Raw genomic sequence first — 23,371 nt, forward strand, 5'->3', positions numbered from 1 at the left:
CTCAGGCCTCCTCGGACGTGTTGGTGGCGGATGCGTGTGCTGTGCGACGGGATCGCGCCGTGCGTCGACGCCTCCTGCCCAGCAGGGCATCCTGGGTCACACCCATGTGGGCTGCCTCCAGGCCGGATCCACGACGTCCCTCACCCCAGAACTTCGTGCGTCCCAGCAGGATGATGAGCGGGTGGGTGAAGAAGAAGCAGATGAAGAGGTCCATGAGAGTCGTGAGGCCCAAGGTGAAGGCGAATCCCTTGACCTGGTCCACCGACAACAGGAACAGCACGATGGCCGACAACAGCGAGACGCCGTCCGCCATGAGGATGGTGCCGCGGGCCTTCTGCCACCCGGTCTCCAAGGAGCGTCGCAGGGTTCCGCCGTCTCGGATCTCGTCTCGAATACGTTCGAAGTAGACGATGAACGAGTCGGCGCTGATGCCGATGGCCACGATGGCACCGGCGATACCGGCCAGTGAAAGGGTGAAGCCCACGGCAGGGCCGAGCAGCACCATGGCTGCATAGGTACCCAGGCCGGCAACCAACAGTGATCCGATGGTGACCGCGCCCAGTCCGCGGTAGTAGATGAGCGCGTAGGCGGCCACGAGGACCAGGCCGATGATTCCTGCGATGAGACCTGCATTGAGCTGCTCACCACCCAAGGTCGGCGAGACGGTGTCGACGCTGGATACGTCGAAGGACAGTGGCAGGGCACCGTACTTGAGGACGTTGGCCAGGTCGTCGGCGGACTCCATGGTGAAGTTGCCGGTGATCTGCGCCTCCCCCGCAGTGATCGGGCACTGCCCTCCCTTGCTGCCGTCCAGACGCGGCGCGCTGATGACCTTGCCGTCCAGGACGATGGCGAACTGGTTGCGCGGGTCCTGCTGGCTGCACAGGTAGGTCGTCGCGTCGGCGAAATCCTTGGCACCCTTGGAATCGAACTTGAGGCCGACCCCGTAGCCCATCCCATTGCTGAGCTGCTGCTGGTTGGCGTCGGTGACGACGGTGCCGGGGAAGGCGACCGGGGAGAGCATGTACTTGAGCTGCTTCTCACGGTCACAGGTGATGAGTGGTTTACCCGGCTCGTCGGTGATGGGATCGCCACACTTGAACTTGGTGAAGGCCTCCTGGTCCGCCTCGCTGGGCTGCCATTTCTGGGCGGTGGCCACGCTGGGCTCAGCCTTCTTGTCCTTGGCGGAGGCGCTGGGGCCGGAACTGGCACTGGCCGAACTGCTGGGAGCTGCCTCGGGCAGTGTCGTCGCCTTGATGCCGTTGGGTCCGGCGGACGGCGAGGCCGAGGGTGACGGTGAGGCTCCGGCATCCGGTGCCCGGTCGTAGGTGTTCACCATGCGGAATCCCAGCTGGGCCGTCTGCCCCACCATGTCGACGAGTTTCTCGGAGTCCACGTTGGGGGCCGAGACGACGATGTTGCGATCACCCATCGTCTTGACCGAGGACTCACCGACTCCCAAGGAGTTGACGCGCTGCTGGATGATGACGCGTGCCTGCTCCAGGCTGGTCGGGGTCACGGACTTGTCGTTGGTGCTGCTGGCGGTCAGCGTCACCGACGTACCGCCCTTGAGGTCCAGGCCCAGACGTGGCGTCCACGTCCGGGTGGCCGCCATGAGCACGTACATGGCAAGAATCAAGACGAAGAAGATCGTCAATGTCCTGCCCGGGCGCGGTTGTTTCTTCTGAGTTGCCACAGTCGAGGAATCCTTGATCAGACGACGTCACTCACCGGTTGACCGGAGAGACTCGTGATGGGGTTGTGCCGCGCGTCAGTCGCGCTGCTCTCCAGCCGAAGGGTACTCCCCCTCGGAGGAGATGGTGGTGTTCGTGTCACCGTCAACGGTGGTGCTGGCGTCGGGAAGCGAGTCATCGGACTCGGCAGTGGTGTCTTCCGACGCACCTTCCGTCGGATCGGCGGGGGCCTCCTGTGCCGAGTTCTCGGCCGGCTCGTCGATGTCTTCGGGCTGATCCTCGGCAACGATGAATTCCTCTTCGGAATCCGTCACCTTGCGCATGACGGCGGCCTTGAGCACGACGACCTTGACGTCCGGGGCCAGCTCCACCCACAGCTGCTTGTCGCCAATGGTGTCAACGGTGACGATGACACCGCTGTGCAGCAAGACCCGGTCGCCGGGGTGCAGCGAGGACTCCATGGTCTCGCGATCCTCGTGACGCTTCTTCTCCTGGCGTCGTGTGACCAAGGACATCACGACCAGGATGACGATGAAGATGAGGATCGCGGGCATCAACTGCGCGAACGCGTTGGAGCTCTGAAGGGGCATGAGGTTGCTTTCTACGACGGAACGCTGGCGCACATATGGTACCCGCCCACCCCTCCAACGGCGAAAAATGACCGCTGTCGTGCTGATGAGCAGACGATGTCACCGACAGCGCCGGGCCTCGGTCGTGCGGCGGGCACGACCACGGGCGCAGCCCGTTCCAGCAGTGACTCAGAACAGCTGTGTGCGGTCCTGCGGGGGTTGCATCCCCAGGTGCTGCCAGCCCCGTTCGGTGGCGACTCGGCCACGTGGGGTACGCATGAGGAATCCCAGGCGAACCAGGAAGGGTTCGGCGACCTCCTCGATCGTCTGCGGCTCCTCCCCCACGCTGATGGCAAGGGTCGACAACCCCACCGGGCCACCGTGGAACTTGCCGCAGATGGACTCCAGGACGGCACGGTCCAGACGATCCAGGCCCAGCTCGTCCACCTCGTAGAGGTCCAGGGCGGCAGCAGCGACCTGTGGGGTGACGGGTGTCTGGGCATGGACGTCGGCGTAGTCACGTACCCGACGCAGCAGTCGGTTGGCGATACGTGGTGTGCCTCGGGAACGGCTGGCGATGGTCGACGAGGTGCCCTCGGCCAGGTCGACCCCCAGCACCTCGGAGGACCGCTCGACGATGCGTGCCAGGTCGTTGGTGTCGTAGTAGTCGAGCTGAGCGGTGAACCCGAATCGGTCTCGCAGCGGCCCGGGCAGCAGTCCGGCCCGGGTCGTTGCCCCGACGAGGGTGAAGGGTGGGATGTCGATGGGGATGGCCGTGGCCCCCGGGCCCTTGCCGACGACGACGTCGACTCGGAAGTCCTCCATGGCCAGGTAGAGCATCTCCTCGGCCGGTTTGCTCATGCGGTGGATCTCGTCGAGGAAGAACACTTCCCCTTCGGTGAGTGAGGAGAGGATGGCTGCGAGGTCACCGGCGTGCTGGATCGCCGGACCGGACGAGATGCGAATGGGTGCGCCCATCTCGGCGGCAATGATCATGGCCAAGGTGGTCTTGCCCAACCCGGGAGGACCGGAGAGCAGGACATGGTCAGGGGTGCCACCGCGACTGCGAGCGGCAGCGAGTACCAGGCCAAGTTGATCGGCGACCCGCTTCTGGCCCTGGAACTCGGCCAGGGCGCTGGGTCGCAGGGCGACCTCCTCAGCCTTCTCCGGGGGATCCGCCCACGGCGTCACCGGTGAGGTCTCCATGATTGGTCGTCCTTTCTCGGTTGCACCTCTGAGCCAACACTGTCACCATGACGCGACATCCTTCGCACGACAAGGATGTGCTGGCCAAGGCCCCAGTCTGCCGCGCCGGGGATCATGGCCTTGCCGTTCTCGTCGCGCCCGGTTGTCGGTGCAAGGGGGTGCAGGGTCATCGTGCCAGACTGCGCAGTGCGGCTCGCATGAGCACCCCGAGGGAGGCCCGAGGATCGTCGTCCTTGAGTGGGGCCACGGTCTCGACGGCCTGCTCGGCATCATGCGTGGACCAGCCCAGCCCCTCCAGCCCCTCCATGAGCTGCTGGCGCCATGACGTGTCGGTGCTGCTGGGAGCGGTCGTGGCCGAGGGGCCACCCTCGAGGTGCACGGCCTTGTCCTTGAGTTCCACCATGAGCTTGGCTGCGGTCTTCTTGCCTATCCCCGGTACGGTGCACAGGGCTGAGACATCCTCGCTCTGCAGCACTTCCTTGAGACGGGCGGCATCCAGCACCGAGAGGATCGCCAGAGCCAGCTTGGGGCCGACGCCCACCGCTCCCAGGACGATGTCGAAGGCGTCCCGATCAGCCGTCGTGGCGAATCCGAAGAGACTCAGGGAGTCCTCCCGTACCACCAGGGAGGTGGCGAGATGAATTTCCTCCCCCATCCGTGCTGCGGCGGCGGTGGCCGGTGGGCAGGACGCGCGTATTCCCACCCCGCCCACGTCGACGACGACCCAGGTGGGTCCGGCGGCCGCAACCGTGCCACGCAGGTGAGAAATCATGCGAGGAAATCCTTCCATCATGAGTGCGATCGTGGTGGTTGCCGGGACGGCCCCCACGAATCATCGGTGGCACGAATCATCGGGGGTGCTCTCGGTCAACCTGCCGTGCAATGCCACGTGTGCACCTCGGATCACCGCAGGTGGTGTTCCTGCCGGGTGCGTGGAGCGGAGCGTTGCCGCCACGTTCGTGCCGGTGAGTGCTGGTGGACGGCCATCGCTGCCTCGATCCGGCTCTGCGTACCGCCACGCCAGATGTGCGTGATGGCCAGGGCGAGTGCGTCGGCAGCGTCGGCGGGGGTGGGAGGTTTCTCCAGGTGCAGGACACGGGCCACCATGAGGCCGACCTGGGCCTTGTCGGCCCGGCCAGAACCTGAGATGGCCGCCTTGACCTCGCTGGGGGTGTGCACCCCCACCGCAACCCCGTGACGAGCGCCAATCATCTGGGTGAGTCCCATGGCCTGCGCGGTACCTGCCACGGTGCTGCGGTTGTGCTGGGCGAAGACTCGCTCCACCGCCATGGCATCGGGGTGGTGGGCGTCGAACCACTCCTCCAGACCGTCGTGGATGCGTAGCAGACGGGCACCATGATCCAGATCGGACGGGGTGCGTATCACCCCCACCCCGAGCAGCTCCAGTGGGGTTCCGACTCCCCCGCGTACGATTCCGACACCACAACGCGTCAGACCCGGGTCCACCCCCATGACGGTGAGGCGGGACCCGGGTCGGCGTGAGATGTCGGCGTTCAGTCCTCGTCCTCCTCGAGGGCGGCGGCGAGCTCCGGGGTGATGTCTGCATTGGTGTAGACGTTCTGCACGTCGTCGAGATCCTCGAGCAGCTCGGTGATCTTGGCGATCTTGCGGGCATCCTCCAGCTCGACGGGCTGGGCGAAGCCGGCACGGAACTCCACCTCGGCGGAGTCGTAGTCGATGTCGGCAGCCTGGATGGCCTTGCGGACGTCGACGATGGCGTTGGGGTCACAGATGATCTCGAAGGCCTCACCCAGATCGACGATGTCCTCGGGCTCGGCCTCGAGGGTGGCCTCCATGAGCTGATCCTCGTCCACCTCGTGGGTGGTGGTCTTGCGTCCCTCGGTGACCTCGAAGGTCTTGGAGACGGTGACGACGCCCTTGCGCTCGAAGAGACGCTGCACCGAACCGCCGTCCGCCATGGTGGCGCCATTGCGGGTCACGGCGACGCGCACGTCCGACACGGCCCGGTTGCGGTTGTCGGTGAGGCACTCGATGAGCATGGCGACGCTGCCGGGGGCATAGGCCTCGTACATGATCGTCTCGTAGTTGACGGCGTCGGCACCCTCACCCGAACCGCGCTTGACGGCGCGATCGATGTTGTCGTTGGGCACCGAGTTCTTCTTCGCCTTCTGGATGGCGTCGTAGAGGGTTGGGTTGCCCGAGGGGTCCCCGCCACCGGTGCGGGCGGCAACCTCGATGTTCTTGATGAGCTTGGCGAACAGCTTGCCGCGCTTGGCGTCAATCGCCGCCTTCTTGTGCTTGGTGGTGGCCCACTTGGAGTGACCGCTCATGTAGGCAGTTCCTCGCTTCCTCGGCTCAGTGTGATGGTGAAGACAGCCGTCAGTGATGTGCAGGCTGTTACGCAGACGGTGTTCCATATTACACGTCCGAGGCCTGCCGGAAATAGTGAGTATCCGATGCCCTGCGGTGTCTGCTCGCTCAGTCGTGTGGTTGCGGCGATGCGTCGGCTGGTACGGACCCCTGGCAGACGTCCAGGGCATCGGCCACGGTGAAATTGCCCACGTACAGGGCGGTGCCGACGATGGCCCCCTCCACCCCGATGGGGACGAGTCCACGCAACCGGCGCAGATCCTCCAGGGTGGAGATTCCGCCCGAGGCAATGATCCTACCCCGGGTGCGGGCGCAGACCTGGCCGAGCAGTTCGTAGCTGGGGCCGGTGAGCATTCCATCGCTGGTGACGTCGGTGACGACGTAGCGTCGACAGCCGGCCTGCTCGAATCGGCTCACGACGTCCAGCAGGTCCCCACCGGACTGCGTCCAGCCGTGGGACTCCAGCACCCCGTCGCGCACGTCCAGGCCGATGGCCACCTGGTCGTCGAACCGGTGGATCATCTCGGCGCACCACTCGGGCTGCTCCAAGGCAGCGGTGCCGATGTTGACCCGGCTCGCGCCGGCGTCCAGGGCGGCGGTGAGGGACTCGGTGCTGCGAATACCACCCGAGACCTCGACGTCGATGTCGAGATCACCGGTGATGCGACGAATGATCTCGGTGTTGGCCCCATGACCGAAGGCGGCGTCCAGGTCGACGACGTGGAGCCATTGCGCACCAGCACGCTGCCATGCGGTGGCGATCTCCACCGGGTCGCCGAAGACGCGCTCGGAGCCGTCCACCCCCTGTCTCAGCTGCACGGCGCGACCGTCCTTGACGTCGATGGCGGGCAGCAGGATGAGTTCTTCCACATGCCCGACCGTACCAGCTGGTGTCTTTGTGCCCATCTGCTTGACATGCCCCCTGCCACATCTACGGTGGAGGTACATCACCACAGCGAGCATGCGCAGCGATGCTTCGCCCCAGCGACGGGAGAACTCCACCATGACATTTGATCCCAAGATTCCCTCCACCACCGAATCCGGTGAGACGCGACCCTCTGACGAGAAGTCCCTGTCCGTCGGCGCGGACGGTCCGCTCATGCTTCACGACGTTGCCCTGGTGCAGAAACTCGCCCGTTTCGACCGGGAGCGCATTCCGGAACGCAGCCCACACGCCAAGGGATCGGGGGCCTTCGGTGAGTTCACCGTCACCGGTGACGTGAGCAAGTACACCAAGGCGTCCTTCCTGCAACCTGGATCCACGTGCCGGACACTGGCCCGATTCTCCGCCGTTGCCGGTGAGCTGGGCGCCCCCGACACCTGGCGGGACGTGCGCGGCTTCGCCCTGAAGTTCTACACCGACGAGGGCAACTACGACATGGTGGGCAACAACACCCCGGTGTTCTTCATGAGGGACCCCATGAAGTTCCCCGACTTCATCCACTCCCAGAAGCGTCTTCCCGATTCCGCACTGCGCAGCAAGAACATGCAGTGGGATTTCTGGACCCTGTCGCCGGAGAGCGCCCACCAGGTGGCCTATCTCATGGGCGACCGCGGTATCCCGCGCACGTGGCGGCACATGAATGGCTATTCCTCCCACACGTACATGTGGGTCAATGACGCCGGGGAACGGTTCTGGGTGAAGTACCACTTCATCTCCGACCAGGGCGTGGAGTACCTCTCGAACGAGGATGCCGACAGGATTGCCGGTGAGGACCCCGACTTCCACCGTCGCGACCTCTTCGAGGCCATCGACCGGGGGGACTACCCGAGCTGGACCCTCAAGGTGCAGATCATGCCCTACGAGGAGGCCAAGACCTACCGGTTCAACCCCTTCGACCTCACCAAGACGTGGTCCAAGAAGGACTACCCGCGTATCGAGGTTGGCCGCTTCACCCTCAACGAGAACCCGACCAACCACTACGCCCAGATCGAGCAGGCCGCCTTCTCCCCGTCCAACGTGGTTCCCGGTATCGGTTTCAGCCCCGACAAGATGTTGCTGGCGCGCGTGTTCTCCTACCCCGACGCCCAGCGCGCCCGTATCGGCACCAACTACAACCAGTTGCCGGTCAATGCCCCGATCGTCCCGACGAACTCCTACGACAAGGAGGGCGCCATGCAGTTCGAACACAGCGGTGACGCCCCGGTGTATGCGCCCAACTCCTACGATCGTGCCTACCAGAGCGGTGACGTCGTCGACGAGGCAGGGTGGGAGACCGACGGTGAGCTCATGCGCGCCGCCTACAGCCTGCATGCCGAGGATGACGACTTCGGACAGGCCCACACCTTGGTGCGGGATGTCTACGACGACGCCTCCCGTGAGCGGCTCGTCGACACCGTCGTCGGGATGCTCGGCGAGGTCGAGGAACCGGTGCTCTCGCGGGTCTTCGAGTACTGGAGGAAGATCGACCGCCAGGTCGGCGAGCAGATCGAGACCGCCTACCGGGCGCAGTGATCGCACCCTGAGGTTCCCGCGTCCCATCTGACGGTGCTTCCCACCTGATGGTGCTCTTGGAATGCCGCGTGGGAGCGGGAACCTCTGCTCCACCGGGTCCCTGGAACAGTCGGGATGTGGTCGAGCGGGATCAGATCATTGCCAGCCAGTTGCGCAGCAGCTGGATGCCCGCCGGGCCGGATTTCTCCGGATGGAACTGGGTGGAGCACAGTTGGCCACACTCGACGGCCGAGACGAAGGTGCAGCCGTCATGACACGTGGTGGTGGTGCGTACCGGGTGGCCGTTCCGGCCTGTCATGGCATGGGCTGACTCGGGGCTCACCGTCACCACGGCACAGGAGTGGACGAAGTAGAACCGCTCCCCCGATATTCCCGTGAACAGTGCAGTGTCAGCTGGGGGATGCACCGTGTTCCACCCCATGTGTGGCAGACGCGAAGTGGGCATGGGGACGACCGTGCCGGGCAGGCACCCCAACCCATCGACCGTCTCGTCTCGTTCGGTGCCCTGTTCGAAGAACATCTGATGGCCCACACAGATGCCCAGCACTGGGCGCTCCCCCCGCTGGACCAGCTCCTGCACCTGCTGCACACCGTTGATGCGTCGCAGGTTGGCCATGGCCGTGCCGAGCGCTCCCACCCCGGGCAGCACCACTGCGTCGACAGCGCTGAACATTCGTGGGTCCGAGACGAGCCTGGAGTGCGCCCCGGCCTTCTGCAGCGCTTGGCACACGGAGTGCAGATTGCCCGAACCGTGGTCGATGACTCCGACGAGCGGGCCACGTCGACCACAGATGGCAGGACCCGGGACGCGACCAGTCCCCCTGTCATGCACGTCGCCGGGCTTTCCGATCGGCTCAGGCATCAAGTGTTCCCTTCGTGGACGGCACACGTCCCGCACTACGCGGATCGGGTGCCAGGGCCACACGCAGGGTTCGAGCCAGTGCCTTGTACTGTGCCTCACAGATGTGGTGTGGATCGCGTCCGGCCAACAGCCGCAGGTGGATGCACAGCCCGGCATTGAGCGCCAACGAGGTGACGACGTGATACGTCATCGACCCCTGATAGGCCACCCCGGAGCCTCCGATACGGGCATAGGCCTGTGCCTCGGGCTCACCGGTGCACGAGACGTAGGGGCGTCCGGCGACGTCGACGACGCACTGTGCCAAGGCCTCGTCCAGAGGGATGGTGGCCTCACCGAATCGGGTGATGCCGACCTTGTCACCCAGCGCCTGGGACATGGCCTGTCCCAGGGCGATGGCGGTGTCCTCGACACTGTGGTGGCCGTCGATCTGCAGGTCGCCGGTGGTCGTGACGCGTAGGTCCATTCCGGAGTGTCTGGCAAGCGTGGTGAGCATGTGGTCGTAGAACCCCACCCCGGTGTCGATCTGTGAGCATCCGCTGCCGTCGAGATCGAGATGCAGGTCGACCTCGGACTCACTGGTGCGGCGGACGATGTGTGCGGTGCGCTCAGTCATCGTGGCCTCCTGAGACAGGGCTGGGATCTGTCGTCGCAGGGTCCGTGGCCCTCGGCTCGGGATCGCCGTGTCCCGCGTCACTGGGGCCGGCGGGCAGTCGGGACGAGGTGGAGATCACCTCGATCATCGCAGCCCGGAACTCCGACATCTGCTCTGGGGTACCGGCACTGACGCGCAGGTAGCCCTCCGGCCCGACCTCGCGCACCAGCACACCGCGTTCCAGCAGTGTGGTGAAGACGCTGTGTCGGTCGGCGAATCGACCGAAGAGCACGAAATTGGCCTGGCTGGGCACGGCGTCCAGGCCATGACGAGCCAACCAGGTGGCTGTCTCGTCTCGGGTGATGCGCAGTTCCGCCACCTTGTCAAGCATCTGCGGGGCATGTGAGAGGGCCACCCGGGCGACGGCCTGGGTCGTTGTCGAAAGGTGATATGGCAGCCTTATGACACGCAGTGCGTCGACCACGGCGGGGGCGGCGACGGCGTACCCCACTCGCCCACCGGCCAGGGCGAAGGCCTTGGAGAGAGTGCGTACCACGATGAGACGGCCATGTTTGGGCAACAGGGCGATGGCGGAGTCGTCCGGGGCGTCGGAGAACTCCTGGTAGGCCTCGTCGACGACGATCATGGCCGTGGTCCGCTCACAGATCTCGTCGATGACCGAGACCGGAATCGCGGTTCCGGTGGGATTGTTCGGGGTGGCGATGAGCACCACGGAGGCATGGGAGTCATTGATGGCCTGCACGGCGTCATCGACGTCGAGACCGAACCATCTGTTCCGCTCGGCAGTGACGTAGCGCGAATGGGTGTTCCGGGCATATTCGGGATACATGGAATACGTCGGAGTGAAACTCAGAACCGTTCGTCCCGGTCCGGCGAAGACCTGCAGGATCTGCACCATGACCTCATTGGAACCATTGGCTGCCCACACCTGAGTGGAGTCGACCCCGAAACCGATGTAGTGGGCCAGGTCCTCGCGCAGTCCCAGCGCCTCCCGGTCCGGGTACCTGTTGAGGGTCTCGGCCGCCTCGGCCACGGCCCGGGCCATCTCGCGTCGTATCGCGGGGCTCGGTGGGTACGGATTCTCGTTGACGTTGAGCGGTACGGGCACCTTGAGCGTGGGAGCCCCGTAGGGCTGCTCGCCGACGAGCTCGTCACGCAGCGGAAGATCGGCCAGGGTGATCGGATTGACGTGCGAGATTTTCCCGAGGTCGTGCTCAGTCATGGGTGTCACCCTTCCTGGCTTCCCGACGCACGGAGATGGCATTGGCGTGACCGGGCAGGTTCTCGCTGTGGGCGAACCTCTCGACGCCCTCGCCGACCTGCGTCAAACCATCGGCGTCGTAATCGATGACGTGCATGGCGCGCATGAAGGAACGGACCGTGAGCCCCGAGGAGTGACGGGCAGCTCCGCCGGTGGGAAGGACGTGGGTCGATCCTGCCGAGTAGTCCCCCAGTGACACCGGGGACCACTCCCCGACGAAGATGGCCCCGGCATTGTGGATACGGGCGGCCACCTGCGCTGCATTGGCGGTGTGAATCTCCAGGTGCTCGGCGGCGTAGTCGTCGACGACGGCAATTCCCTGCTCCAGGTCACGGACCAGCACGATCGCGGACTGCTGTGATCCGAGTGAGGTACGGATGCGGTCGCGATGTGTCGTGTTCTCGATCATGGGGTCAAGCTCGCGACGCACCCGGTCGGCAAGTTCCGGACTCGTCGTGACGAGGACGGCGGCAGCCATCGGGTCATGTTCGGCCTGACTCATGAGATCGGCGGCGACGAACCGGGGATTGGCCGTCTCATCGGCAAGAATGGCGATCTCGGTGGGGCCAGCCTCCGAATCGATGCCCACGATCCCCCGTACGTGACGCTTGGCGGCAACAACGTAGATGTTCCCCGGTCCGGTCACCAGGTCGACGTGACGGCACAGTCCGGCAACACCGTGGGCGAACATGGCGATGGCCTGGGCACCCCCCACGGCGTAGACCTCATCGACCCCGAGCAGACGACACAGGGCGAGGATGTTCGGGTGCGGCAGACCGTCGAACCCGGCCTGCGGCGGGGAGGAGACGGCGATCGACTCGACACCGGCCACCTGGGCGGCCACGACATTCATGATGACGCTGGAGGCCAGTGGTGCCAGCCCACCGGGCACGTAGAGTCCCACCCGTTGCACCGGGACGATGCGTTGGCGTACGTGGGCACCGGCAGCGAGCTCCACCTGGTGCGAGCTCGTCTCCAGTTCGACGGCCTCGCACACGCCACGGCGGCGACGAATGGATTCCTCGAAGGCAGCTCTCAGCTGTGGGTCCAGATCGGCCAGGGCGTGGTCAAGCTGGTCGGTGGGAACACGAAGATGTGGGGGAACCACATGGTCGAATCGCTCACTGAACTCTCTCAGGGCCTCCTCGCCCCGGTCCCGAACCGCATCGCAGACTCCCACGACGTCATGCAACGCCGTCTCGACGTCGAACGTGGCACGGGGAACGATGGTGCGGTAGTCCTCGAGGTCCTTCCCGCAGATGTCGATTGTTCTCACCATGACGCAAGTGTACGAGGGCGTGGCCGTGGTGCTGGTCCGGCGTCACGTGGTGGGATGCGGGACACCCCGTTCGCTGTCCTGCTGCCCGTCCCCCTCGTCGCTCCGGTCCCGATGGCTCTGCTCAACCTCATGTGAGTCAGACTGGTCGATGTCAGCAGAACGTTGGTCACGTACGGTGTGGATCACTGCGAGGATGAGGGTGACGATCAGTGCGCCAAGAACCCACACGAGCAGGGAGGTCCATGTGTGCAGTCGGAAATCGACCGGAACTTCGTCACCCGGTGAGGCTGCAGCCACCCGGTCGGAAAAATCGTGTGGGCCCATGAGGGTGCCCACTGCCCAGCACACCGTTGCACTCACCAATGCCGTTGCGATCGTCGGGACGAGCACGACCACTCCGCGATGGTGCAGGGCCCACCACGAGAGGAAACCGCACCCCACCCCGACGACCATCCCGATCAGGGCGAAGGTCGAGTCGATGGAGAAGATGGCGGTGAGCCCTCGCTCCGACGTCGTGGCATAACCCTTGTCGTCCACCTGGTAGATGGGAAGGTGGACGCAGGCGTGCCAGATGAGCGCGCAGACGACGCCCGCGATGACAGCGACCCCCAGACAGAGCATGACCGCCCGCCCCGGATGTTCCTCTGGAAGGCTCCTCACTCGGGCCCACACTCCCGCACGAGGGGCCGCCACCTGTTCTTGCCGGTCGGTCCCGGCGTGATGTCCCTGCCTTCCCGGCACACCAGTCACCGTGGATCGTGGGTCGGTGGAACGTGCGGTGGCGGTACCGGTTGGCTCCGCACTCGTGGATTCCTCGATCGTCCGTGGTTCGCCGTCTCCGTTGGTGAGGGTTCTGGGCGCATGACGTCGACCCACTGTCTCGTCTGCTGCTGCACCGCCGAACTCCACCTGGCTGCCACCGACCCCCGTCTCACGGGAACTCGGTTGCCGGCCACTGTCATGGTGTGTTGCCGAGCCGTTCGAGGAGGTGGTCGTCGTGAGGTGGTCCTTCGAGTCGTGGGAACTGCTCATGATGTCCTTCCCGGGATGCAGTGCGGGCCGAGCAGAGCCTTGAGATCGGCCATGAGCGGCTGGCCGTTGGCCACCTTGAGCTCGTCGGCCAACTTGAAGGCCGTGACCGACTCGTCCCCCAGCAGGCGCAGATGCACCTCGGAGGGACCGGGATGGTTGCGCAGTACCGCGCGCAGCTGCTCAACCACGGGACGTGTGCACCGGGTCTGGTGCATCTGAACGGTCACTGGCAGAGAGTCGTTGTCACGGATGTCCAGCAACCACACGTCGGAGGCGGACATCTCGACGGTCTCGTCGCGTTCGCGCAGCCGCCCCCTGATCTTGAGGATCGCGTCGGTGGCGAGCAGTGGTTCGATGCGCTGGTAGACCTTGGGGAAACACGCCACATTGAAGGTGGCGTCCAGATCCTCGATGGTCACCGAAGCCCAGATGTCACCATTCTTGGTGGTACGACGCACGATCTGGGTCACCATGCCGACGACGGTCACCGTGCCTTCGCGTGGACCATCCTCCGACACCAGACGCGCCAGCGGAACATCCCGCTCTGCCTCGAGGATCGATTCCATCCCGCGCAACGGATGGTCGGAGACGTAGAGGCTGAGCATCTCACGTTCGAAGGAGAGCTTCGTGCGTCGTTCCCAGTCCTCCTCCGGCACCACCCGCTCGACCCCCAGTTCGGGTGGTGCGTCGGTGGCGCCCATGCCGAACAGGTCGTCCTGACCGTTGGCCTCGTTGCGTTTGAGCTCGGTGGCGGCGTCGACGGCCTGCTCGTAGACCGCCATGAGACCGCGCCGGGAATGACCCATCGAGTCGAAGGCACCAGCCTTGATGAGCGACTCGATGAGTCGCTTGTTGCACACCCCCAACGGCACTCGGTCGAGGAACTCGAAGAAGTCCTTGGCCGGGCCGTGTTCCTGACGAGTGGCGATGATGTCGTTGACGGCACTGGCCCCGACGTTGCGAATGGCCCCCAGGCCGAATCGGATGTCCTCACCGACGGCCGTGAACTCCAAGGAGGACGCGTTGACGTCGGGTGGCAGCACCTTGATGTGCTGGGCGCGCATGTCGGAGAGGTACAGCGCCATCTTGTCCTTGTCGTCACCCACACTGGTGAGCAGGGCGGCACCGTACTCGGCCGGATAGTTGGCCTTGAGGTAGGCCGTCCAGTACGAAACGAGTCCGTAGCCTGCGGCGTGGGACTTGTTGAAGGCGTATCCGGCGAACGGGACCATGACGTCCCACAAGGTCTGGATGGCGTCGTCGGAGTAACCGTTCTTGCGCATACCTGCCTGGAAGGGGACGAAGTTCTCCTCCAGGATGTGCTTCTTCTTCTTACCCATGGCGCGACGCAACAGATCGGCGCCACCCAAGGTGTAGCCGGCAAGTTTGCGAGCGATCGACATGATCTGCTCCTGGTACACGATGAGGTGGTACGTCGGAGCGAGGATCTCGTCGAGGTCCTCCTTGAGCTCGGGGTGGATGGGGATGATCGGCTCGCGGCCGTTCTTGCGCTGTGCGTAGAGGATGTGCGCATTGGCACCCATCGGGCCGGGGCGGTACAGGGCCAGCACGGCGACGATGTCGTCGAACCCCGTCGGCCCCATGAGACGCAGCAGGGAACGCATGGCGGTACCGTCGAGCTGGAAGACGCCGAGCGTGTCGCCACGCGAGAGCATGTCGTAGGTGTTCTGGTCATCGAGGGGGACGGCGTTGAGGTCGACCTCCTCGCCCCGGTTCTCCTTGATGATCTTGAGACAGTGATCCATGATGCCGAGGTTGCGCAGGCCCAGGAAGTCCATCTTCATGAGCCCCATCTCCTCGAGCTGGGGGTAGGCGAACCCGGCGATGATCATGCCGTCCTTGTCGCGGCGGTGCATCGGCACGAGGTCGAGCAGCGGTGCACTGGACAGGATGAATGCGCACGCGTGCACACCGGTGCCACGGATCAGCCCCTCCAGGCCACGGGCGGTGTCGACGACCTTGGCCACGTCTGGGTTGTCGGCGACGAGTTGGCGGAACTCGGTGCCCTCGGCGTAGCGCGGGTGTTCGGGATCGAAGATCTTGCTCAGTGGCACCCCCTTGCCCATGACATCGGGTGGCATGGCCTTGGTGATCTTGTCGCCCAGGGCGAAGGGGTAGCCGAGGATACGGTTGGCGTCCTTGACGGCGGCCTTCGCCTTGATCTTGCCGAAAGTGTTGACCTGGCTGGTGTACTCGGCGCCGTACTTTCTGGTGACGTAGTCGATGACCTTGTCGCGCTGACGGTCGTCGAAGTCGAGGTCGATGTCGGGCGGGTTGACTCGCTCGGGGTTGAGGAATCGCTCGAACAGCAACCCGTGCTCCAACGGGTTCACCTGGATGATGCCGGTGAGGTAGGCGACCATCGAACCGGCGGCAGATCCTCGTCCCGGCCCCACTGGCACCCCCATGGCACGGGCAGAGTTGCAGATGTCGGAGACGACGAGGAAGTACGACGAGAACCCCAGTGGTTCGATGACCGACAGCTCCTTGTCAATGCGGTCCAGCACCTCCTGAGGAGGATTGGACCCGTACTTCTCATCCAGTCCCTCGGCGATCTTCTTGCGCAGCCAGGACTCCTGGGTCTCCCCCTCCGGCACGTCGAACTGCGGCATGCGGTCGACGTGGGCGAAGACGTCGTCGTAGCTCTCGATCATCTCGGTGAGGGTCAACGTGTTGTCGGCGGCCTCCGGCATGTCCGGGAACAGTGAGCGCATCTCGTCGGACGACTTGATGTAGTACCCCGACCCGTTGAAGCGGAATCGGTTGGGGTCGTCCTTGTTGCGCCCCACGCCCACACACAGCAAGGAGTCGTGAGCGTCTGCGTCGTCCTCGTTGACGTAGTGCGAGTCGTTGGTGAGCAGCAGCGGGGCGTCGATCTTTTTCGCCAGTCGCAGCAGGTCGGAGCGAACCTGGCGTTCGATGGGCACGCCGTGGTCCATGAGCTCGCAGAAGTAATGATCCTTGCCGAAGATCTCCTGGTAGGCACCAGCCGTCTCGACGGCCTCGTCGAACTGCCCCAGCCGCAGTCGGGTCTGGACCTCACCTGATGGGCAACCGGTGGAGGCGATGACCCCTTCGTTGTACTGGCTGATGATCTCGCGGTCCATGCGAGGTTTCATGTAGTAGCCCTCGTAGGAGGCCAGGGACGACAGGGTGAAGAGGTTGTGCAGTCCGGTGGGATTCTTGGCCCACATCGTCATGTGGGTGTAACGACCGCCACCGGAGACGTCCTTGCCGCCCTCGACGTCCGGATCACCGCCGTCACCGCGCCGACGCCCCCAGAACTCCTGCTTGCGGGAGTGGCGGGAGGAGGGTGCCACATAGGCCTCGATGCCAATGATGGGCTTGACGAGGGGGTTCTCGTTGCCGTCGTACTTCTTGGCGATCTGGAAGAACTCATAGGCACCGAACATGTTGCCATGGTCGGTCATCGCCACAGCCGGCATGCCTTGACGTGCCACCTCGGCAAACAGTCGCTCATTGCTCGCCGCACCGTCCAGCATGGAATACTCGGTGTGAGTGTGCAGGTGCACGAAGTCAGAACGCGCCACGACGATCCTTCCGATGACGGTCGGCCTTTTTTCAGCAGACCTCAGGCGATGAGCAGTTGGGGTCTCCACCCTAGCCGGCCGAGTCGACTGAACGGCATTCACGACGGCATCAGATGTTCCCTGACCCGGCTCACTGGCTCAACGTAGACTGATCACATGTCTGACACATCCACGTCCCGTCCGTTGAGCTCCATGTGGTGGCTCCCCCTCATCAAGGGAATTGTCGCCGTTGTCGTGGGCATCATCGCCATGGCGATGCCACGGGCAACGATTACCGCTCTTGTCGTGCTGCTGGGTGTCTATGTCTTGGTGGATGCCGTGATATCCGTTGCCAACGGTGCAGCCATGCGTGGTGTCGCGGGATCACGCCTCATGGTTGTCTGGGGAGTTCTTGGCGGCATCATTGCCATCATCATGCTGGCCCACCCGCAGGCTGTGATGAACCTCATCGTGGTCCTGGTGGGTGCATGGGCATTGGTGTCTGGAATTTTCGTCATCGCCATTTCGATACTGCTCATCCCGATCACCGAGAGAGCATGGATCTGGGGTCTGGTCTCAGGTGCGGTGGCATTCGTCGCGGGGATCGCGGTTCTCGTTCACCCCAGTTTCGGTGCGGTGGCCATGAGCTGGATCCTCGGGTTGGCAGTACTCGCTTACGGCGTGAGCCACATCGGGCTCGGAGTGGGGATCCGCAAGGTGAGCTCACAGGTGTCGTCCTCGTTGAATGCTGCTCGAGCCGGTCGGCCGGACCATACGGTTGTCGAGGGTGAGGTCGTCAATGAGCCAGGTGACAAGCAGCAGGGGAACGAGGGACCGCAGATCACTGGCTGATCCCGAGGCAAATGCTTCTCGTCGCATTGGGCCAGGGATCGGGGCCATGCTCGGGGGACCTCACTTCTGTGGGCAGGCTGCCCGGCTGCCACCCGTTCCTCTGAATCAATCCGCGCTGCCAGCGCCCGTTCATTGGGAGCAATCACGTTGTCAGTGCCCGTTCCGCTGAATCATCGTTTTAGGGCCCCCAATCTTTTCGATCAGGTCTGTACTGGTCATCTCACTTCTGCGGGGCGGCTGCATATCGCCGTATTGGGTCAGGGATCGGGGCCATGCTCAGGTGCCTCACTTCTGTGGGGCAGGTTTCCCGGCTACGCCCACTCCCCTGAACCATCGCTTCAGGGGCCCAGTCTCTTCGATTAGGGTCGCACTGGTCATCTCGCTTCTGCGCGTATTGGCCACCACCATCAGTGGTCTTCACCGTCACGTCGCGGTCCGCACTGGCCGCCACAGTGCTTCCTTGCGAGCTGCTCACCCACTGGGCGAGCCATCTTCCTCGTAACCATCCTCCCTGCTTCCATTCCCTACCGCCGCTGTGGTAATTGGGTTTGCAATCTAATTGCTTGCCCCCATGCATGGTTGCAGATGCCAATGCACGCATGATTGCCACAAGCTGGGCAATGAGGATGTGGGAAGCTGCATCTGATGCGAGGCGATGACTAACGCTGATGCGAATGCACTGGAATTACTGCTCACAATTGTGAGTGATGCGGGATCTCGATCTACTGACCAGTGGTTTCAATCCGTGTGTGTCATCAGATCTTCTGGCATGACTGGTGTGCGCTCCCAACAACGATCATCTTCACCCCCGTACTGCTCGTGCCTTGAAACTGGTGCTTCTCATGACGTGATACCTTCTTCGTCTCTCAGCTGTGGATATTTTGTTGCCAGCTGGCGGAGAGCCACGTGTCACAGCAGATGGGTTGATCGGCAACCGGATTACCACGGGCACTGTGGGGGTTGGCTGTCGTGATGCAACGAGGAAGGAAGCGACGATCGATCTCTGAATTTACTAGCTACTCTGAGGCTTCTTGGGTATCTCTGATTTCTCAGGTTCGATGTGACCGTTCATGATGCGTCGAAGTACGTGGTCACTGTATTGGCGTTTGGGCTTGTGCCGAGCGTGAAGGTAGGAGGTCAACCAGTCTAGGACGAAACGTGGACAGCGACGAAGCATGGTGGGCGTGACGTGGAGTACCTTCCAACCATGCCGGTCAAGATTGGCTGAACGCATCATGGTTGATTCGTAGCCCTCGGCCGTGCCGTGGACACAACGTCCATCGATTTCCAGCGAAATTTTCTCTGACTCGAAGGCCTGGTCGAGATAATAGAAGCGATCTCCCACGTGAACTTTGTGGTTGGGCTTGTGACCCGTAACCCCAGTTGCTCGCAATATCCGGGCCATCTCGAGTTCAGGGATGGACCAAGCAGCCAAAGCAATGTCCGCAAGGGCCTTGTCCACCTGTAGTTGTGAGTACCGACCAGTGAGGCTACGCCGAGCAGCCTTGCAGGAATCCGGTGTCACCAGGCGGAGGCGTAAAGCGTGACACACCCACTCCCATTCTCCTTCGATCGCAAGTATCAGTACCGAGACTTCTGCGGTGGCGATACGGATCTGGTCGCGTTCAGTGATGAACCTCCATGGGACGTGCCAGCGGTGCACGTGTATTCCGGGCCGTACCAGTCGACGGGTACATGAGAAGGCTTCAACTTGAGAGATGCCAGTGAAATCGAGTGATCTTCCAGATTGGGGTGACGTCATCCCCAACATCAACAAGGCGGCTTTCCCCACAAGTACGACATCACGATGCCACAACCACAGTGCCCTTATCAGGGTTCTGGGATCTCTGGCCAAGACTGTGGCAGCGACCACACCTGGCAAGACGCGGATCGCATCTCCCTTGGCTACAGCTCGGTCAGCCTGGCCGCGTATTGGACTGTGGCGATGAATACGGGCCACGCCATGATGCTCAAGGTGCTCATACAAGCTCTTCATGCCTGTGGTTATCGTGGTCAAGCCCGGTACCCCGGCACAAGCCCGCCAGCTTGTGGAAAACCAGAGCCGGGATCAGATGTGTCGCTGTGGACATCTTGGTAGAGAAAACACTTACCAACATCCGTGCTGGCATCGCTCATGTTTTCCACCACGATCACCACAGAAATGAGGGTACGAGACCAGCCATGGACGACGGGAGGGGATGGGGAGATTATGGGTGGTGCCGGGCGCATTTCGCCGTTGATATGCCACGACTTCATGAGCAGTCACCCATTGGCCGCACCACATTATGAGGATTCATGATCTAGGAACGTGGCAGAACGGTGACTGACGGTCTTGGCGACGTCTGTTCATCTTGGATGAGCGTGTTCACCCAAGATGAATATTTCTCCATGATGGGCACAAGGACTGTCCACATGCGTGGACGGCAGCAGAGAGAAAGTAGGCAGCCATGTCCGCTCATCTGACCGACAGGTGGCAGATGAAGCTGGTTCCTGGATCTCCAGGTCAATGGAGTCACATTTGCATCTGGCCAGTACACAAGGGAATGGTCAGGAATTGCAAAAGTTGTCTCATGGTTGGCCGCTCATCTGTACCTGGTCATGCTGAGGAAGTCAGCGAAGCTGAATCGAGGATCGAGTCATTGGTAGTGATGTGCCACCACCGCCGGAACAAAATTCATCAAACTGCCAGCACCTCGATCCCGTTACTCAACGCGACGGGCCTTTGAGCTCTCACCTCGGTGGGGGACAGCTCAGATGTCAGTTCTTGGTGACCTCGGTCTCATGATGCTCGACGGGTTCCTTGCCATCGTGACGTCCGTACTTGGCCTGCAGAGCGATGAAGACGACGAGCCCTGCTGCCCACACGATGATCGAGGTGTACGAGTTGATCCGCCATCCCTGAACATGATTGGCAGGGTCGATGCGCAGTCGTTCCACGAAGAACCGACCTGTGGTGTAGACGACGACGTAGAGCGCGAAAAGACGTCCATGGTCGAGCTTCCAACGTCGGTCCACCAGTAGCAGAACCGTGGCACCCAAGGAGTTCCAGATGAGCTCATACAGAAAAGTTGGGTGAAAGGTTGCGAATTGCTCGTACCCGACTGGCCGGTGTGAGGAGTCAATGCGCAGCGCCCATGGAACTTCGGTAGGGCGGCCGAAAAGTTCTTGGTTGAACCAGTTCCCCAACCGTCCGATGGCCTGGGCATAAAGGATGCCTGGGGCGAGGCTGTCGGCGATGATGCCGAAATTCAGTTTGTGCACCCGGGTGACGACCCACACGGCCAGGGCGCCGCCGGCAATGCTGCCCCAGATGCCGAGGCCCCCTTCCCAGATGTACAACGCGCGGTACCACTGCCGTCCGGGACCGAAGTACAGCTGATGATCGGTGATGACGTGATATGCCCTTGCACCGACTATCCCGAAGATGATCCCCCAGGTCGCGATTCGATCGAATTCCTCAGAGCTTCCACCGCGGGCCTCATAACGCTTCGTTCCGAGCACATACGCCACGATGATCCCGGCGAGGATGCAGATGGCATACATGTGGATGGTGACGTGACCAACGTTCCAACCGCTCCAATTCGGGCTGGGAATGCTCAGTGCAACTGCGGGCGTCATGCCTTGGATCGTCATGAGATTTCTCCTTGCTGGTGCAGGTCGCACGGAACCTGTCAGGACGGATCTGGTGGCCAAGGACCAGTAGGTCGGAACCGAGCCAGACGCGAACTTGGTGGGCACCACAATGACCATGCGTCAGGAACGCTGCTGAGTCCAACTGGGTACCAAGCCAAACTGGCTGCTGGGTCAAGCTTCCAGATGACCAAACTGGTTATGTACCGTTTACTTCCCATGGGGTACCTTATCGTGATCTCGGCATGTATGAATTCTCGTGATGCGGCATTCCCACAGCTTCACGCATCATGGGTCGCAAGGATGGCGACGAGCGCACCGGGCTAGCCCTCCAGCACTGATGGAGGCGCACTCACCTCAACAGGATCCGCACCTGTGGCTTGTCCCCTGTCAGGATCCTTCCTTTTGTCAGAAATCCCGGGGCAGTCCATCCTGAGAGACCGATCAAGTGCCATTGACATGGCTCGACCGATCATCAGAGTGGAGCAGCACATCGGTGTCGAAGCAGCTGTGCGTACCGGTGTGGCAGGCCGGTCCGGTTTGATCGACGATGAGCAATATCGCATCTGCGTCGCAATCCAGTTTCACCTCACGAACATGCTGGGTGTGTCCAGAAGTCTCTCCCCTGACCCAGTACTCCTGGCGAGAGCGAGACCAGTACGTCGCACGCCGGGTACGCAGGGTGCGGGCAAGCGCCTCCTCGTCCATCCAGGCGAGCATGAGGACGTCTCCAGTGCTGGCCTCCTGAGCGATGGCTGGCACGAGACCAGCATCGTTCTTCCTCAGACGGGCAGCAATGGCGGGGGCAAGGCTCGAGGTGGGGACCGAACCATCATGAGCTGTGGTAATCGTGTCCCCACGGGTCGAGGATGCGTCGGTGCTGTGGTGATTATTTGGGTTGCACACACGATTACCACGCGAGTCGGGAAGTCGATCATCAGGCATGTCACACATTGTTGCCTCTGGAGCTGGCAAAATGGGGCAAAACGTGACGCGAGCATGCCCATGCTCCCGGGAAAGGACACGACGATGTCTCTGGCACAGAGTGAACGAGCCGGGCTGGCGGGGGATCTGGATCGTCTGGGGCCCGATGCCCCGACCCTCGACAAGGGGTGGACGACCAACGACCTACTCACCCACATGCTGCTGCGTGAGAACGATCCACTGGCCATTCCAGGTATGGCGGTCGATCTGCTGGACGAGACGACAACTGCGCGGGCACGTCGCCTGGAAGCGTCAACGACTTTCGATGAACGGGTGGCACAGTTCCGACGCGGCCCCAAACCGTGGAGTGCGTTTCGCATCCCACTTCTCGACCGGGTCGCCAATGGGGCGGAGTTCTTCGTCCACCACGAGGACGTATTGCGGGCTGAGGAAGGGTGGTCACCCCGGGAGCTGGGGCATCAGACCCAGACCCATTTGGCAAGGATCGTCAAGCAACATGCCCGCCTGCTCCTGCGCCGCAGCCCAGTGGGTGTGCGGGTGGAGATGACTGGGCAGAGCGGTGATCTGCACACCCTCATGGTGCGCCCGGGATCCCGTATCGTCACCGTGGTCGGAGAACCTGCCGAGGTGCTGCTGCACTGCTATGGACGAAAGAGCGTCGCCCAGGTCACCGTGCTTGGGGAACGTGAGAGCGTCGAGGCGTTCCTCCAGACGGAGTGCTCCGTCTGACTGCTGGAGCTGTCGGTGAACCCCTGCACGGACGACGGGGGCAGGGTGGCACACCAGGTGGGATGATCGCCGGCAATCCAGCTTGGGTTGCATGTGGTGTCGCACCCGGATAGTGCCTACAGAATCTTGACTCCCTTGAGCTGGTCGCAGGTGGAGACCAGGGTGTCGGGCATGGTCTCGGTGGGCAGGGAGAGGATGAAGTCGTCAATGGCGTATCCATCGCCCTTCTCGACGATCTCCACGGCAGAGATGTCCGCGTCGACCGTCCCCATCGTCGTGGCCACCTTGCCGAGGGCGCCGGGGACGTCAGGGACCTGGATACGAAGAATGAGCACGCCCCC

General features: G+C 63.0%; 19 protein-coding genes and 1 pseudogene. 3 read left to right on the forward strand and 17 right to left on the reverse strand.

All coding sequences use genetic code 11. From position 1 onward, the window contains the following. Nucleotide 1 precedes the first annotated feature (1 nt). From secD to priA, 7 genes are all read right to left on the reverse strand, one after another. Nucleotides 2-1,627 carry a protein translocase subunit SecD gene (gene secD, locus ACP8JZ_RS04480; RefSeq protein ID WP_036957582.1) on the reverse strand — a complete coding sequence of 542 codons (1,626 nt, stop codon included), beginning with the start codon at nt 1,625-1,627 and terminating at the stop codon, nt 2-4. A gap of 144 nt (nt 1,628-1,771) precedes the next feature. After that, complete coding sequence (gene yajC / locus ACP8JZ_RS04485) at nt 1,772-2,284, reverse strand: preprotein translocase subunit YajC (RefSeq protein ID WP_023035323.1); 513 nt, start codon at nt 2,282-2,284, stop codon at nt 1,772-1,774. Nucleotides 2,285-2,452: 168 nt separating this feature from the next. Then, complete coding sequence (ruvB, locus tag ACP8JZ_RS04490) at nt 2,453-3,469, reverse strand: Holliday junction branch migration DNA helicase RuvB (RefSeq protein ID WP_023035322.1); 1,017 nt, start codon at nt 3,467-3,469, stop codon at nt 2,453-2,455. A gap of 166 nt (nt 3,470-3,635) precedes the next feature. Then, nucleotides 3,636-4,241: a Holliday junction branch migration protein RuvA gene (gene ruvA / locus ACP8JZ_RS04495; protein ID WP_286321710.1), complete on the reverse strand. Its 606-nt coding sequence runs from the start codon at nt 4,239-4,241 to the stop codon at nt 3,636-3,638. Nucleotides 4,242-4,372: 131 nt separating this feature from the next. Further along, the gene (gene ruvC, locus ACP8JZ_RS04500) at nt 4,373-4,942 is read right to left on the reverse strand and encodes a crossover junction endodeoxyribonuclease RuvC (protein WP_023035320.1); all 570 of its coding nucleotides are present in this window, start codon (nt 4,940-4,942) and stop codon (nt 4,373-4,375) included. A 41-nt stretch (nt 4,943-4,983) separates the two neighbouring features. After that, entirely contained in the window at nt 4,984-5,781 is a 798-nt protein-coding gene (locus ACP8JZ_RS04505; RefSeq protein WP_021103364.1) for a YebC/PmpR family DNA-binding transcriptional regulator, read from the reverse strand. Between the two features lie 148 nt (nt 5,782-5,929). Next, complete coding sequence (gene priA, locus ACP8JZ_RS04510; protein ID WP_286321716.1) at nt 5,930-6,691, reverse strand: bifunctional 1-(5-phosphoribosyl)-5-((5-phosphoribosylamino)methylideneamino)imidazole-4-carboxamide isomerase/phosphoribosylanthranilate isomerase PriA; 762 nt, start codon at nt 6,689-6,691, stop codon at nt 5,930-5,932. 133 nt (nt 6,692-6,824) lie between these two features. Here priA and ACP8JZ_RS04515 point away from each other — a divergent pair, with 133 nt between their 5' ends. After that, nucleotides 6,825-8,276 carry a catalase gene (locus tag ACP8JZ_RS04515; protein ID WP_023035318.1) on the forward strand — a complete coding sequence of 484 codons (1,452 nt, stop codon included), beginning with the start codon at nt 6,825-6,827 and terminating at the stop codon, nt 8,274-8,276. Nucleotides 8,277-8,406: 130 nt separating this feature from the next. Here ACP8JZ_RS04515 and hisH read toward each other — a convergent pair whose 3' ends face one another. The 6 genes from hisH to dnaE are packed head-to-tail and all read right to left on the reverse strand — an operon-like array spanning nt 8,407 to nt 16,895. After that, complete coding sequence (hisH, locus tag ACP8JZ_RS04520; protein ID WP_323462750.1) at nt 8,407-9,138, reverse strand: imidazole glycerol phosphate synthase subunit HisH; 732 nt, start codon at nt 9,136-9,138, stop codon at nt 8,407-8,409. Continuing rightward, a complete protein-coding gene (hisB, locus tag ACP8JZ_RS04525) occupies nt 9,131-9,751 on the reverse strand; it encodes an imidazoleglycerol-phosphate dehydratase HisB (protein WP_484482759.1) in 621 nt (206 codons plus the stop codon). The genes hisH and hisB overlap by 8 nt, the downstream gene beginning before the upstream one ends. After that, complete coding sequence (locus ACP8JZ_RS04530) at nt 9,744-10,973, reverse strand: histidinol-phosphate transaminase (RefSeq protein WP_484482760.1); 1,230 nt, start codon at nt 10,971-10,973, stop codon at nt 9,744-9,746. Before ACP8JZ_RS04530 ends, hisB begins: the two co-directional genes overlap by 8 nt. Then, complete coding sequence (gene hisD / locus ACP8JZ_RS04535; RefSeq protein ID WP_484482761.1) at nt 10,966-12,291, reverse strand: histidinol dehydrogenase; 1,326 nt, start codon at nt 12,289-12,291, stop codon at nt 10,966-10,968. Before hisD ends, ACP8JZ_RS04530 begins: the two co-directional genes overlap by 8 nt. A 42-nt stretch (nt 12,292-12,333) precedes the next feature. Continuing rightward, complete coding sequence (locus ACP8JZ_RS04540; protein ID WP_484482762.1) at nt 12,334-13,323, reverse strand: hypothetical protein; 990 nt, start codon at nt 13,321-13,323, stop codon at nt 12,334-12,336. Next, a complete protein-coding gene (gene dnaE, locus ACP8JZ_RS04545; RefSeq protein WP_323458457.1) occupies nt 13,320-16,895 on the reverse strand; it encodes a DNA polymerase III subunit alpha in 3,576 nt (1,191 codons plus the stop codon). Before dnaE ends, ACP8JZ_RS04540 begins: the two co-directional genes overlap by 4 nt. A 156-nt stretch (nt 16,896-17,051) precedes the next feature. On the opposite strand from dnaE, the gene ACP8JZ_RS04550 reads away from it, so the two are divergent. Further along, nucleotides 17,052-17,726 (forward strand): HdeD family acid-resistance protein, encoded by a 675-nt coding sequence (locus tag ACP8JZ_RS04550; RefSeq protein WP_084204872.1) that lies wholly within the window; start codon nt 17,052-17,054, stop codon nt 17,724-17,726. Nucleotides 17,727-18,738: 1,012 nt separating this feature from the next. Here the strand turns inward: ACP8JZ_RS04550 and ACP8JZ_RS04555 are convergent. From ACP8JZ_RS04555 to hisI, 3 genes are all read right to left on the reverse strand, one after another. Continuing rightward, nucleotides 18,739-19,722: a hypothetical protein gene (locus ACP8JZ_RS04555; RefSeq protein WP_277100904.1), complete on the reverse strand. Its 984-nt coding sequence runs from the start codon at nt 19,720-19,722 to the stop codon at nt 18,739-18,741. Between the two features lie 761 nt (nt 19,723-20,483). Beyond that, nucleotides 20,484-21,359, reverse strand: a complete 876-nt coding sequence (gene lgt / locus ACP8JZ_RS04560; protein ID WP_306517020.1) for a prolipoprotein diacylglyceryl transferase — start codon at nt 21,357-21,359, stop codon at nt 20,484-20,486. Between the two features lie 441 nt (nt 21,360-21,800). After that, entirely contained in the window at nt 21,801-22,205 is a 405-nt protein-coding gene (hisI, locus tag ACP8JZ_RS04565) for a phosphoribosyl-AMP cyclohydrolase (protein WP_306517068.1), read from the reverse strand. Between the two features lie 180 nt (nt 22,206-22,385). On the opposite strand from hisI, the gene ACP8JZ_RS04570 reads away from it, so the two are divergent. Continuing rightward, nucleotides 22,386-23,030: a TIGR03085 family metal-binding protein gene (locus ACP8JZ_RS04570; RefSeq protein WP_306517019.1), complete on the forward strand. Its 645-nt coding sequence runs from the start codon at nt 22,386-22,388 to the stop codon at nt 23,028-23,030. A 119-nt stretch (nt 23,031-23,149) separates the two neighbouring features. On the opposite strand, the pseudogene ACP8JZ_RS04575 reads toward ACP8JZ_RS04570, so the two are convergent. After that, nucleotides 23,150-23,359 (reverse strand): annotated as a pseudogene (locus ACP8JZ_RS04575) (ACT domain-containing protein); the annotation flags it as partial. Between the last annotated feature and the right edge of the window lie 12 nt (nt 23,360-23,371).

Source organism: Cutibacterium sp. LaCa_286 (assembly GCF_057198075.1).